We start from the raw sequence: 13132 nt of genomic DNA on the forward strand, positions 1-13132 counted from the left end.
ACTCCCAGAAGGCACCGATGCGTTCGTACTCCTTCGTCCTCAACGGCAAACCGGTCACCGTCGAGGCCCCCGCCGACATGCCCCTGCTCTGGGTCCTGCGCGACCTGCTCGGCGTCACCGGCCCCAAGTACGGCTGCGGGGTGGGCGTCTGCCGCGCCTGCACCAGCCACCTCGACGGCGCGGAGATCCAGCCGTGCACGGTCCCGGTCGCCGACTGCGCGGACCGCACGGTCACCACCATCGAGGGCCTCGCCGACGGCGACACCCTGCACCCCGTCCAACAGGCCTGGCTGGACTGCGACGTGGCCCAGTGCGGCTTCTGCCAGCCCGGCCAGATCATGGCGGCGGCCGCCCTCCTCGAACGCACCCCGCACCCGACGGACGCCGACATCGACCGCATCGAGAACGTCTGCCGCTGCGGCACCTACTCAAGGATCAGAGAGGCGATCAAGAAGGCATCGGCGAACGGAGGTTGAGGCCGCCAAGGCCGTCGCCGGCCACATGGGTCCCGGGCCGCGGCACTCCGGGAACTCGGGCGAGGGCATGCTCCTGGGGCAAGCGGCTGGTGCGGTGCCCGGCGGAGATCGGCGCAGCCGGTCCCTGCGGCACCGTGCGCCGGTCGACGCAGCCGATGCCCGCGGCAGCGTGCACCGGTCGACGCCCCGACGGGTCCCGGTGAAGCAGCCGGTGCCCGTCGGTCGACCTTCGCTCAGCCCGCGAGCAGCCGCCGCAGCCAGTCCACATGGGCCGCCCGCGCCGACTGGGACAGGGCCGCCTGCGGGGCGAAGCCGTCGAAGCCGTGGAAACCGCCCGGCCAGACGTGGAGTTCGGCGATGCCGCCGGACTGCCAGATGCGGGAGGCGTAGGTGACCGTCTCGTCGCGGAAGGTCTCGGCGGAGCCCACGTCGAGGAAGGCCGGGGGGAGGTTCGTGAGGTCGGTGGCGCGAGCCGGGGCCGCGTGGGGGGAGACGTCGGGGCCGCCCCGGGCCGCGCCGAGGAGAGCGGTCCAGCCGGTCTCGTTGGCCGTGCGGTCCCAGACACCGAGGCCCTTCATCTGGTGGCCGGAGGGGGTGTCGTTGCGGTCGTCCAGCATCGGGCAGAGCAGCATCTGGCCGATGACCGACGGGCCCTGACGGTCCCTCAGGAGGAGGGCCAGGGCCGCGGTGAGGCCGCCGCCCGCGCTGGCGCCGGCGATCACGATCCGGTCCGGGTCGCCGCCGATCTCCTTCGCGTGCTCCGCCGTCCACAGCAGCCCGGCGTACACGTCCTCGACCGGCGCCGGATGAGGATGCTCGGGCGCCAGCCGGTACTCCACCGACACCACCACCGCGCCGAGTTCCCTCGCCCAGGCCAGCGGGACGTCCATGCCCACCCGGTTGTTGCCGATCACCATGCCGCCGCCGTGCACGTGGTAGATCACCGGGAGCGGGCCGACGGCGGCCGGGGCGACCGGGCGGCAGATCAGGAGGGAGATCTCGGGCGATTCCGCAGGGCCGGGCACCGTGCGGTCCTGCACCTCGAACGCCCCGTCCATCGTGAGGTCCAGCTCGGCGAGCAGCCGGATCCCCTCGCCCTGCCGGATCGTGGCGATGTCCTCCATCGTCATCGCCGGCGAGATCACGTCCTTGATCAGCTCCAGGGCGGCGGAGAGTTCGGGGTCGAACGGGGGTGGTACGGAGGTCATGGCTGCTCCTCGCGTCGGGGTACGGCGGCTCGTACAGCATGATCCGTGCGACCGTGCGTGCACCGGGGGCCGCCGGACGGCGGAAGCTCCCCGCCATCCGGCGGGTGCCGGTCCGGAACCCGCCGGGCGGCTTGACTTCGAGCGCACTTCAAGATCTAGCGTCGGGAGGGCGGACGACGATCCCGGCGGAACGGAGAACGGCCATGCGCGTGGGCGTGCACATCAACCGGTTCAACCACCCCGGCGGCGGACCCGCCCTCGGTGCCGAACTCGCCGCCGCGTCTGCCGCGGCCGAGGCGGCGGGCGTCAGCTGGGTCTCGGTGATGGACCACTACTTCCAGATGGAGTTCAACGGCGGCGCCGAGGACCCCATGCTGGAGGCCTACACCACCCTCGGCTACCTCGCCGGCCGTACCTCCACGGTCCGGCTCGGCGCCCTGGTGACCGGCGTGACGTACCGTCACCCGGGACTCCTCGCCAAGATCGCCACGACCCTCGACGTGGTGTCCGGCGGCCGGGCCACGCTCGGCATCGGGGCCGCCTGGTACGACCGTGAGCACCACGGTCTCGGTGTGCCGTACCCGCCGCTCGCCGAACGCTTCGAGCGGCTGGAGGAGACACTCCGGATCTGTCTGCAGATGTGGGACCCGGAGAACAACGGGCCCTTCGAGGGCAAGCACTACAAGCTCGCCGAGACGCTGTGCGTGCCGGCGCCGGTCAGTGCGCCGCATCCCGAGATCATGATCGGCGGCGGCGGGGAGAAGAAGACCCTGCGGCTCGTCGCCCAGTACGCGGACGCCTGCAACCTCATCCCCGGCTCCCCGGAGGAGCTGCGGCACAAGCTCGAAGTTCTGCGCGGTCACTGCGACACCGTCGGACGCGACTACGACACCATCCGCAAGACCATCGCGTACGGCGCCGAGCCGGCCACCGAGGGCGACCTGGACGCCTTCACCCGGGACATCGAGGGTTACGCGAAACTCGGCGTGGACACCGTCATCCTCGCGCCGCGCCTGGGCGAGACCTCGGGGTGGATGGAGAGCTTCGCGGCCCCGGCCGTGGAGCGGCTCGCCGCGATCGACTGACCGACGGCATGACAAAAGGGGCCGGGGACTCCGGCCCCTTTCAGGCGGTGCCTCAGGCGGCGACGCCCACGTTGCCGTGCAGACGGGCGACGACCTCGGCCAGGTCGGCGGCGACCTCGGCGTCATCGGCCGGGTGGGTCTCGGCGAAGCGGACCACGGAGCCGGCGATGGAGAGCTTGACGTCCTCCAGCACCTTGCCGCCGGCGATGCCCACGGCCTTGCGGGTCTCGTCCTGCGCCCACACGCCGCCGAACTGGCCGAACGCGGTGCCGACGACGGCGACCGGCTTGCCGCCGAAGGCGCCGGCGCCGTACGGGCGGGACAGCCAGTCGATGGCGTTCTTCAGGACGGCCGGGATCGTGCCGTTGTACTCGGGGGAGAAGAGCAGGAACGCGTCGGCGGCCTGGGCGGCCTCGCGCAGCTTCGCGGCGGCGGCCGGGACGCTGCCCTCGACGTCGATGTCCTCGTTGTAGAACGGGATGTCGGCGAGGCCCTCGAAGAGGACGACCTCGGCACCCTCGGGGGCGAGCTTGACGGCCGCCTCGGCGAGCTGGCGGTTGTGCGAACCGGCGCGAAGGCTGCCGACGAGCGCAAGGATGCGGACAGACATGGGGAACTCCAGAGGGGGGCTGTTAACACTGCTGTTGCAAACCGGACCGAGGTCCGGATGAATTTGTAACACCTTAAGCGGACCGCGGTCCAGTTCTGTTCCCGATGCTTTACGCTGTCTTCATGTCCAGCGCCCTGCCGCCCTTCCCGCAGCCCCAGGAGCCCTTCGACACCCCTCAGTTGCTCGAGGTGGGCCCCGGCCCGGAAGAGCCGTGCCTGCGCGCCGACGCGGCCCGCAACCGCGCCCGGCTGCTGGAGGCCGCCACCCGGCTGATCGCCGAGCACGGGGTGGAAGGGGTCACGATGGAGGCGGTGGCGGCCGCGGCCGAAGTGGGCAAGGGCACGGTCTTCCGCCGCTTCGGCGACCGCACCGGCCTGCTGACCGCGCTCCTCGACCACTCGTCCCGGCAGCTCCAGGCCGACTTCCTCGGCGGGCCGCCCCCGCTGGGCCCCGGCGCCCCGCCGGTCGACCGGCTGCGGGCGTTCGGCATCGCCGTGCTCTACCGCACGGCCGAGCAGCTGGACCTGCGGCTGGCCGCCCAGCCGGAGCCGAACCGGCGCTACTCCCACCCCTCGGTCCAGGCGCTGCGCACCCATCTCACGGTGCTGCTGCGGCAGATCCAGCCGGACGCGGACTGCGAACTGCTCGCCCAGACGATGCTGGCCTATCTCGACCCCGCCCAGATCCACCATCTGACCCAGCAGTGCGGGATGCCGATGGAGCGCCTGGAGGCCGGCTGGGTCGACCTGGTCGCCCGTGTCACTCGGACGGAGCCGCCCCGCTGATCTCTCCCCGGTGGCCGGTGAACATGTCGACCAGCCCCTGTGGGGCGTCGGCGCGGAACAGCATGGCGCCGCCCGCCGCGGACTCCGCCGCGGCGGACTCCGCGCGCGGGAACATCGTCGCCTCGTAGGCGGCCAGCGCGGCCTCCGGGTCGCCGGGCCGCGCGACGAGCGCGAGGCCCAGGTCGGCGGCGTCGACGAGGGCCAGGTTGGCGCCTTCGCCCGCGAACGGCGACATCAGATGGGCCGCGTCACCGAGCAGGGTGACCCCGGGCACCCGGTCCCAGCGGTGGCCGACCGGCAGGGCGTGGATCCGCCGGGGCACCAGTGCGCCGTCGGCGTCCGCGACCAGCGCCCGCAGGCTCTTGTCCCAGCCGTCGAAGTGCTCCAGGACGGCCCGCCTGGCCGCCTCGGTGTCGGTGAAGTCGATCCCGTCCAGCCACTCCTCGGGTGCCTCCACCGCCGCGTACACATGCAGGCTGCCGTCGCTCTCGCGGTGGGCGAGAAAGCCCCGGCCCGCACCCAGCGCGAACAGCATGCCGCCGCCGACCACTTCGGCGCTCACCGGGTGCCGTACGTCCGCGTCCCGCAGGTCCGCCTCGGCGAACGACACCCCGCAGTACGCGGGCCGGGCGTCCGAGACCAGCGACCGCACCCGTGACCAGGCGCCGTCCGCGCCGACCAGCAGGCCGGTCGTGAAGCTGCCGCCGTCCTCCAGGGTCACCTCGTGCCGGCCGGCGCCGAGCGGACGGGCGTCGGCGACCTTCGCCCCCCAGCGGATCAGGCCCTCGGGCAGTGAGCCGAGCAGCGCCCGGCGCAGATCGCCCCGGTCGATCTCCGGGCGTCCGCCGGTGCCGTCGTCGGCCTCCTCGAACCGGACGCCGGCGTCCCGGTCCAGCACCCGTACCGCCTGGCCGCCGCTGTGGACCCGCGCCAGGAACTCGTCGTACAGCCCGGCCGCGCGCAGCGCCGCCTGGCCGGACTCCTCGTGGATGTCGAGCATGCCGCCCTGGGTACGGGCGGCGGGGGAGGCGTCGAGGTCGAAGACGGCCGCCTCGATGCCGTGCACATGGAGCACCCGGGCGAGCGTGAGCCCGCCCAGACCGGCACCGATGATCGCGATGGGGAAGTGGGGAGTGGACATGATGGCCTCCTGGGCGTGCGGATCCGAATAGGTGGATCCAGCCGTGTGGATCCAGTCGTGCGGATCTAGGCGTGTGAATCGGGTACGGCGGTGTGCTCGATACCGCTGATCAGTGCCTGGAAAGCCCAGGACGCGCGGACCTCGGGAGCGCCCGCCAGGAGCAGCCCGGAGGCGGCGGCGATGTGCGGGTGCGTGTGCTCGGACACCTCGCCGAGGACCCGGCCGAGCGAGTTCCAGTCCTCCTGGGACCCGCCGCCCGCGTGCTCGGCGGCGGTCGCGGTGGCGCGTTGCAGCAGCAGGTCGACGCCCCAGGCGGCGCGATCGCGCGGCACCCCGCCCTCGTCGAGCAGGCCCAGCAGCGTCTCGATCAGGTTCAGGTAGTGCGGGCCGCTGGGCCAGGCGGTGAGCGCGGAGCGGGCCAGGCTCGGGTACTCCAGGAGCATCCGGGTGTAGTCGATGAGCACCCGCTCCAGCCGCTCCCGCCAGTCGCCCTCCGTGGGTGCCGGGCCGACCGTGCCGAGCAGCTCGTCCAGGACCGCCGCGTGCAGTTCGTCCGTGTTGCGGACGTAGACGTACAGCGAGGCCGGGCCCGTGTCGAGTTCCTGGGCCAGGCGCCGCATGGTGACCTTCTGCAGACCCTCGGCGCGCAGCACCTCCAGGGCGGCGGCGACGATGCCCTCCCTGGTCAGGGCGGGCTTGGCGGGGCGCTCCCGGCGGGAGCGGGGGGTGGTGGGCATGACTCCACAGTAACGAACATGTTCGTTGCGAACAAGGTCGCCACGAACATGTTCGTTCGATGGGATGGCGGGGCCCAATTCGTCCAACCGTGAACCACCTTGCCCCGCCGGTCCCCCCTCCCCAGCCTTCTGCCAAGATGCGGTACGTCATGGTGCAGATACCGAAACCGCCCTCGGCGGCGTCGCCGACACCGCGCTCGATCCCCACGAGCGCCGATGTGGCCCGTCTGGCCGGCGTCTCCCGCGCGACCGTCTCCTACGTCCTCAACAACACCAGCGCCGTACGGATCAGTGAGCCCACCCGCCGCCGCGTCCGCCAGGCCGCGAAGGAACTCGGATACGTCCCCCACGCGGCCGCCCGCAGCCTGCGTGCCGGACACAGCCGGATGGTCCTGATGTCCGCCCCGGCCATCCCGATGGGCCTGCTGTACGCGCAGTTCCTCAACGACCTCCAGTGGGCCCTCAGCCGCCTCGACTACACGGTCGTCCAGTACGGCACCGCGGGCCTGCGCGGTGACGAAGCCGCCCGCGCCTGGGCCGAGTTGAGGCCCGTCGCCGTACTGGTCCCCGGCGCCGAGCTCGGTCCCGAGGGTGTCGCCGTCCTCAAGCGGGCCGGTGCCCGCGCCGTCGTCACCTTCGGCCCCGAGCGGGTGGAGGGAGCCCATGCCCTGCTGATGGACCACGACGCCGTCGGCCACTGTGCGGGCGCCCATCTCCACGCCCGCGGCCGGCGCCGGATCGGCGTGGTCGTGCCCGAGGGCTCCGGCCTGGAGACCTACTCCCGGCCCCGCGTCGAAGGCGTCCGCGCGGCCCTGCGCGGCACCGGCGCCACCGTGACCGAGCTGCCACTCGCCCTCACGGAGCAGTCCGCGGCCGAACTCGCGGCGCGCTGGCGGACGTTGGGGATCGACGCGGTGTTCGCCTACAACGACGAGTACGCGATGCTGTTAATGCGCGCGCTCCAGGACGAGGGGGTGCGCATCCCCGAGGACATCGCCGTGGTCGGCGCCGACGACCTGATGCTCGGCCGGCTGCTGCGGCCCCGGCTCTCCACCGTCCACATCGACCTGCCGTCCGGCCGCGACCTCGCCGAACTGGTCGACCGCGCGGTCCGCGACACCGGCTGCGAACCGGAGACGCACAAGGTACTGGGCGCCTCGGTGGTGCAGCGCGACTCCAGTTGATGGGTCACCCTGGTCGGGGGCGGTGCTTTTCCGGGCCCCCTGGCTAGGATGTTGCGCGCTCAACCAAACGGCTCATGGGTGCGCCGTGGGCCGCGCAACCCCGGTGATCGATCGGAGAGCCCGTCATGCCGCTGCTCGACCCGAAGACCTGGCAGGACCCGAAGATTTCACAGACCGGGCCCCTGTCCGGCCCCCGGTACGCCGTCACCGAGCCCGCCACCGGCAACACGCTCGGCACCGTCACCCTCGCCGCCCCCGCCGATGTCTCCCCGGCCGCCTCGGCCGCCCGCGCGGCACAGCGCGACTGGGCCCGGACGCCCCACTTCGTCCGGGCTCAAGTCCTGCGCAAGGCGGGCGACTTGTTCACGGAGCACGCCGACGAACTGCGCGAGTGGATCGTCCGCGAGTCCGGCTCCATACCCGGCAAGGCGGACTTCGAACTGCACGTCGCCGCCCAGGAGTGCTACGAGGCCGCCGCCCTCGCCTCCCGTCCGGCCGGCCAGGTCCTGCCCAGTGAGGCGCCCCGGCTGTCGTACACCCGCCGGGTCCCGGTCGGTGTCGTCGGCGTGATCGCGCCGTTCAACGCGCCGCTGATCCTGTCCATACGCTCGGTCGCGCCCGCCCTCGCCCTGGGCAACGGGGTCGTCCTGAAGCCGGATCCGCGCACCGCAGTCTGCGGCGGGCTCTCCCTGGCCGCCGTGTTCGCCGAGGCCGGGCTGCCCGAGGGGCTGCTGCACGTACTGCCCGGTGGCGCCGACGTGGGAGCCGCCCTGGTCGAGGACCCGCAGGTGCCGGTCATCTCCTTCACCGGTTCGACGGCGGCCGGCCGCGCCGTCGGTGAGGCCGCGGGCCGCCATCTGAAGCGGGCCCATCTCGAACTCGGCGGCAACTCCGCCCTGATCGTCCTGGAGGACGCCGACCTCGACGCGGTGATCTCCACGGCCGCCTGGGGGTCCTTCTTCCACCAGGGCCAGATCTGTATGACCACCGGACGGCACCTGGTCCACCACTCCCTGGCGGCGGAGTACGCCGAACGCCTCGCCGCCAAGGCCGACTCGCTCGCCGTCGGCGACCCGTTCCGCGACCAGGTCCACCTCGGCCCGATCATCGACGCCGGCCAACTCGCCAAGATCCACGGCCTGGTGGAGTCGAGCACGGCCCAAGGCGCCCGACTCGCCGCCGGCGGCACCCACGAGGACCTCTTCTACCGGCCCACGGTCCTGACCGGCGTCGACGACCGCACGCCCGCCTACGCGGAGGAGGTGTTCGGACCGGTCGCACCGGTCCGTGCCTTCGCCGACGCGGACGAGGCCGCCGCCCTCGCGGCCGACAGCTCCTACGGTCTCTCCCTCGGCATCGTCACCCGCGACACGGCACGCGGACTCGACCTCGCCGAACGCATCCCGACCGGCATCGTCCACATCAACGACCAGACCGTGAACGACGAGGCCGTGGCGCCCTTCGGCGGAGTCGCCGCCTCCGGCACCGGGGCCCGGTTCGGCGGCGAGTCCAACCTGGAGGCGTTCACGGACGTGCGCTGGACGACCGTACGCGGGGACGCGGCGCAGTACCCCTTCTGAGCTCCGCCGGAAGGGGTCACTCGCCCTGGGCGCTGCCCTGCTGCTCGGCGATGCTCTTGCGGACCTCGTCCATGTCCAGCTTGCGCGCCTGGCCGATGACGTCCGTCAGGGCCGCCTCCGGCAGGGCGCCCGGCTGGGCGAACACGGCGACCTGGTCGCGGACGATCATCAGGGTCGGGATCGACTGGATGCCGAAGGCCTGGGCCAGCTCCGGCTGGGCCTCGGTGTCCACCTTGCCGAACACCAGGTCGGGGTTGGCCTCGGCGGCCTTCTCGTAGACCGGGGCGAACATACGGCACGGGCCGCACCAGGCCGCCCAGAAGTCGATGAGGACGAACTCGTTCTCGGTGACCGTCTGGTCGAAGTTCTCCTTGGTGAGCTCCACGGTGCTGCTCATGCGTGCTTCCCTCTTCCTGATGTGGGGGCGTCCCGGTGCGGGGCGAAACCGCTGGCGACAACATGTCCGACCGGGCAGGTATTCCGCCCCCATACCCGTGTGGCCCGAGCGCACACGAACCGCAAGACTGGCCCCATGACGGAAACGGAATCCATCGCTTACGACGTCGTGGTGCTCGGGGCCGGGCCCGTGGGGGAGAACGTGGCCGACCGCACCCGTGCGGCCGGTCTCACCACCGCGGTAGTGGAGAGCGAGCTCGTCGGCGGCGAATGCTCGTACTGGGCGTGCATGCCCAGCAAGGCCCTGCTGCGCCCGGTCATCGCCCAGGCCGACGCCCGCCGCCTGCCCGGCCTGGCCCAGGCGGTCCAGGGCCCGCTCGACACCCCCGCGGTCCTCGCCCGCCGCAACTACTTCACCTCGAACTGGAAGGACGACGGCCAGGTCGCCTGGCTGGACGGCATCCACGCCGACCTCTACCGCGGCCACGGCCGCCTCGCCGGACCCCGTACGGTCACCGTGACCGGCCCCGACGGCACCCTGACCACCCTCACCGCCCGGCACGCGGTAGCCGTGTCCACCGGCACCCGCGCCCAGCTGCCCGACCTGCCGGGACTCGCCGAGGTCAAGCCCTGGACCAGCCGCGAGGCCACCAGCGCCCAGGAGGCACCTGGACGGCTGATCGTCATCGGCGGCGGTGTCGTCGCCACCGAAATGGCCACCGCCTGGCAGGCCCTGGGCTCCCGGGTCACCCTCCTGGTCCGCGGCAAGGGCCTGCTCAACCGCATGGAGCCGTTCGCCGGCGAACTCGTCGCCGAGGCGCTCACGGAGGCCGGCGTGGACGTCCGCACCGGCACGTCCGTCCGGTCGGTGACCCGCGAGAACGGCACCGTCGTGGCCGTGACCGACAGCGGCGACCGGATCGAGGCCGACGAGATCCTCTTCGCCACGGGGCGCGTCCCGCACACCGACGACATCGGTCTCGACACGGTCGATCTGGAACCGGGCTCCTGGCTGTCGGTCGACGACACCCTCCTGGTCGAGGGCACCGACTGGCTCTACGCCGTCGGGGACGTCAACCACCGGGCCCTCCTCACCCACCAGGGCAAGTACCAGGCCCGGATCGCGGGCGCCGCGATCGCCGCGCGCGCGGCGGGCACGCCGTTGCTGGACGCGCCCTGGGGTGCGCACGTGGCTACCGCAGACCACGGCGCCGTACCGCAGGTCGTGTTCACCGAACCGGAGGCGGCGGCCGTCGGACTCTCCCTCGCGGAGGCGGAGCAGGCCGGCCACCGGGTGCGGGCCGTCGACGTCGAGTTCTCCTCGGTCGCGGGGGCCGGACTGTACGCCGACGGGTACAAGGGCCGCGCCCGCATGGTCGTCGACCTGGACTCCGAGACCCTGCGCGGGGTCACCTTCGTCGGCCCCGGTGTCGGCGAGCTGATCCACTCGGCGACGATCGCGGTCGCCGGGGAGGTACCGATCAGCCGGTTGTGGCATGCGGTGCCGTCTTATCCGACTTTGAGTGAGGTGTGGTTGCGGCTGCTTGAGGCGTACCGGGGGTAGGACGGAGAAGGGGGTGGCTGGGCGCGTGGTCGGCTGCGGGCCGGTGGGGGCTTGTCGCGCAGTTCCTCCCCCGGCCTTCGGCCGGGGGTAACCCCAGCGCCCCTGGCGGGGCGCTGTGCGATCAGGGCAGTTCGAAGCCCAGGTCCGCTGCGGCTGTCGTAGGAGTCGGCTGGGTCCAGCGGCGGACCATCTCCTCGTTCGACGACAGTGACCGCAGCTCCGCCCGGTCCAGGTAGAGCATGCCGTCGAGGTGGTCGGTCTCGTGCTGGACGATTCGGGCCGGCCACCCCATGAACAACTCGTCGACCGCGTGGCCGTGTTCGTCCTGGCCGCGCAGGCGGACCTCGGCGTGCCGGGCCACCACCGCCTGCCAGCCCGGCACGCTCAGGCAGCCCTCGAAGAAGGCGGCGCGGGCGGGGCCGACGGGCTCGTAGGCCGGGTTGACCAGTACCCGGAAGGGCTGTGGGACCCGGCCGCGGGCCACCGCCACCTCCTCCGGTACCGGTGCCGGATCCTCGATGACCGCGATCCGGAGCGGGACGCCCACCTGGGGCGCGGCCAGGCCCACGCCGGGTGCCGCGTGCATGGTGACGCGCAGCGCCTCGATGAAGCGGGCCAGCAGCTCGGGGCCCAACTGGCCGTCGTACGGCTCGGTTCCACGGCGCAGGACCGGGTCGCCGGCCGCGACGATGGGCAACGGGCCGTCGACGGCGAGGAGTTCCTCGACCCGCTCGACAAGGGGTGCGCGATCGCTGGGTGATGCCATTGCGCCAGCATCCCATGACCGCGAGTGTGACGCGGGTCACTTCGACTGCCGGGAACTCGGTCCCCGCCCCCTCCGACTACTGGACCGTCACCGCTCAGCCACGAGTCCTTGGAGAACCCCGCCGATGTCCACCGCCCCCTCGGCCTCCCCCGATCTCGGCTCCGCTCGATCGGGGGGACCCCCATCGGATGAGGCCCCGCAGCCCACCGTCCCGGCCGCACCCCCGAGCCGCTGGGCCCCGCTGCGCCCCCTCGTCCTGCGCCTGCACTTCTACGCCGGCGTCCTGGTCGCCCCCTTCCTGCTGGTCGCCGCCGTCACCGGCCTGTTGTACGCCCTCTCCTTCCAGGCCGAGAAGCTCATGTACGCCCATGAGCTGACCGTCCCGGTGGGCAGGACCGAGCTGCCGGTCTCCGAGCAGGTCGCCGCGGCGCGCAAGGCCCACCCCGAGGGGACCATCTCCGCGATACGGCCCGCTCCGCAGGCGGACGCGACCACCAGGGTGCTGCTGTCGGGGGTGAAGGGCGTCGACCCGGACCACACCCTCGCCGTGTTCGTCGACCCGTACACCGGCAAGGTGCGCGGAGCACTCGAACAGTACGGCTCCACCGGCGCGCTGCCGCTGCGCACCTGGATCGACGAGCTCCACCGCGATCTCCACCTCGGCGACACCGGCCGGCTCTACAGCGAGTTCGCGGCCAGCTGGCTGTGGGTGATCTCGGGCGGCGGCCTGGTGCTGTGGTTCTCGCGGCGGCGGGCGCTGCGCAAGGTGCGCGGCACCAGCGGGCGGCGGCGCACGCTCGGCCTGCACGGCAGCGTCGGCGTCTGGGCCGCCGCCGGGTTCGTCTTCCTGTCGGCGACCGGTCTGACCTGGTCCACCTACGCCGGTGCCAACATCGACGAGCTGCGCACCTCCCTCGGCCAGGCCACCCCGTCCGTGTCGGCGGCCGCGAGCGGCGGCGAGCACGCGGGCCACGACATGGCGTCCATGACCGGTGGCGACGCCGAACACGGGGTCGGCCTGGACAAGGTGCTGGCCGCCGCCCGCGCCGAGGGGCTGGGCGACCCCGTCGAGATCGTCCCGCCCGCCGACGCGAACAGCACGTACGTCGTCAAGCAGGTCCAGCGCAGCTGGCCCGAGAAGCAGGACGCCGTCGCCGTCGACCCGGCCACCGGCAAGGTGACCGACGTGCTGCGGTTCGCCGACTATCCGGTCCTCGCCAAACTCACCCGCTGGGGCATCGACCTGCACACCGGCATCCTCTTCGGCATCGTCAACCAGGTCGCGCTGGCCCTGCTCGCGCTCTCCCTGATCCTGCTGATCCTGTGGGGCTACCGCATGTGGTGGCAGCGTGGCCGCGGCTCCGCCTTCGGCCGGCCGATCCCGCGCGGGGCCTGGGCGGAGGTCCCGCCGTACCTTCTGGTCCCGGCGATGGCGCTGATCGCGGTGCTGGGCTACTTCGTGCCGCTGCTAGGGATCCCCCTGGCCGCCTTCCTCGCCGTCGACATCGTGCTCGGCGAGATCGCGCACCGCCGGGGACGGCGGACGTACGGGGGCCGGGCCGGCGTGAAGTAGCGTGGTGAGACACGCAGACGGGCGTGG

At 72.7% G+C, this 13132-nt stretch carries 13 protein-coding genes; 7 read left to right on the forward strand and 6 right to left on the reverse strand.

Going from position 1 to position 13132, the window contains the following annotated elements; all coding sequences use genetic code 11:
- Positions 1 to 17 precede the first annotated feature (17 nt).
- Complete coding sequence (locus ACIRR9_RS18125; protein WP_403752460.1) at positions 18 to 476, forward strand: (2Fe-2S)-binding protein; 459 nt, start codon at positions 18 to 20, stop codon at positions 474 to 476.
- Positions 477 to 709: 233 nt separating this feature from the next.
- Here ACIRR9_RS18125 and ACIRR9_RS18130 read toward each other — a convergent pair whose 3' ends face one another.
- The gene (locus ACIRR9_RS18130) at positions 710 to 1684 is read right to left on the reverse strand and encodes an alpha/beta hydrolase (protein ID WP_403752462.1); all 975 of its coding nucleotides are present in this window, start codon (positions 1682 to 1684) and stop codon (positions 710 to 712) included.
- A gap of 203 nt (positions 1685 to 1887) precedes the next feature.
- Between ACIRR9_RS18130 and ACIRR9_RS18135 the strand changes: the two genes are divergently transcribed.
- Entirely contained in the window at positions 1888 to 2769 is an 882-nt protein-coding gene (locus ACIRR9_RS18135) for an LLM class F420-dependent oxidoreductase (protein WP_403752465.1), read from the forward strand.
- Positions 2770 to 2821: 52 nt separating this feature from the next.
- On the opposite strand, the gene ACIRR9_RS18140 is transcribed toward ACIRR9_RS18135, so the two are convergent.
- Positions 2822 to 3379, reverse strand: a complete 558-nt coding sequence (locus tag ACIRR9_RS18140; protein ID WP_403251181.1) for an NAD(P)H-dependent oxidoreductase — start codon at positions 3377 to 3379, stop codon at positions 2822 to 2824.
- Between the two features lie 104 nt (positions 3380 to 3483).
- Between ACIRR9_RS18140 and ACIRR9_RS18145 the strand changes: the two genes are divergently transcribed.
- On the forward strand, positions 3484 to 4164 hold the full coding sequence (locus tag ACIRR9_RS18145) for a TetR/AcrR family transcriptional regulator (RefSeq protein ID WP_403752468.1): 681 nt from the start codon (positions 3484 to 3486) through the stop codon (positions 4162 to 4164).
- On the opposite strand, the gene ACIRR9_RS18150 is transcribed toward ACIRR9_RS18145, so the two are convergent.
- Together ACIRR9_RS18150 and ACIRR9_RS18155 are read right to left on the reverse strand one after the other, a co-directional pair.
- Complete coding sequence (locus ACIRR9_RS18150; RefSeq protein ID WP_403752471.1) at positions 4139 to 5305, reverse strand: FAD-dependent oxidoreductase; 1167 nt, start codon at positions 5303 to 5305, stop codon at positions 4139 to 4141. The two genes, ACIRR9_RS18145 and ACIRR9_RS18150, sit on opposite strands and share 26 nt — an antisense overlap.
- A gap of 65 nt (positions 5306 to 5370) precedes the next feature.
- The gene (locus ACIRR9_RS18155; RefSeq protein ID WP_403752474.1) at positions 5371 to 6042 is read right to left on the reverse strand and encodes a TetR/AcrR family transcriptional regulator; all 672 of its coding nucleotides are present in this window, start codon (positions 6040 to 6042) and stop codon (positions 5371 to 5373) included.
- 137 nt (positions 6043 to 6179) lie between these two features.
- On the opposite strand from ACIRR9_RS18155, the gene ACIRR9_RS18160 reads away from it, so the two are divergent.
- Both ACIRR9_RS18160 and ACIRR9_RS18165 read left to right on the forward strand, forming a co-directional pair.
- A complete protein-coding gene (locus ACIRR9_RS18160; RefSeq protein ID WP_403752477.1) occupies positions 6180 to 7226 on the forward strand; it encodes a LacI family DNA-binding transcriptional regulator in 1047 nt (348 codons plus the stop codon).
- A 125-nt stretch (positions 7227 to 7351) separates the two neighbouring features.
- Entirely contained in the window at positions 7352 to 8806 is a 1455-nt protein-coding gene (locus ACIRR9_RS18165; protein ID WP_403752480.1) for a benzaldehyde dehydrogenase, read from the forward strand.
- A gap of 16 nt (positions 8807 to 8822) precedes the next feature.
- Here the strand turns inward: ACIRR9_RS18165 and trxA are convergent, their stop codons facing one another.
- The gene (trxA, locus tag ACIRR9_RS18170) at positions 8823 to 9203 is read right to left on the reverse strand and encodes a thioredoxin (RefSeq protein WP_403752483.1); all 381 of its coding nucleotides are present in this window, start codon (positions 9201 to 9203) and stop codon (positions 8823 to 8825) included.
- Between the two features lie 135 nt (positions 9204 to 9338).
- Here trxA and ACIRR9_RS18175 point away from each other — a divergent pair, with 135 nt between their 5' ends.
- Positions 9339 to 10766 carry a dihydrolipoyl dehydrogenase family protein gene (locus tag ACIRR9_RS18175; protein ID WP_403752486.1) on the forward strand — a complete coding sequence of 476 codons (1428 nt, stop codon included), beginning with the start codon at positions 9339 to 9341 and terminating at the stop codon, positions 10764 to 10766.
- Between the two features lie 121 nt (positions 10767 to 10887).
- Here ACIRR9_RS18175 and ACIRR9_RS18180 read toward each other — a convergent pair whose 3' ends face one another.
- Entirely contained in the window at positions 10888 to 11532 is a 645-nt protein-coding gene (locus ACIRR9_RS18180; protein WP_403752489.1) for a peptide deformylase, read from the reverse strand.
- Between the two features lie 124 nt (positions 11533 to 11656).
- Here ACIRR9_RS18180 and ACIRR9_RS18185 point away from each other — a divergent pair, with 124 nt between their 5' ends.
- Positions 11657 to 13105 (forward strand): PepSY-associated TM helix domain-containing protein, encoded by a 1449-nt coding sequence (locus ACIRR9_RS18185; protein WP_403752492.1) that lies wholly within the window; start codon positions 11657 to 11659, stop codon positions 13103 to 13105.
- Positions 13106 to 13132 lie beyond the last annotated feature (27 nt).

Origin of the sequence: Streptomyces sp. NPDC101234 (assembly GCF_044767525.1) — a bacterium.
Lineage (GTDB): Bacteria > Actinomycetota > Actinomycetes > Streptomycetales > Streptomycetaceae > Streptomyces > Streptomyces sasae.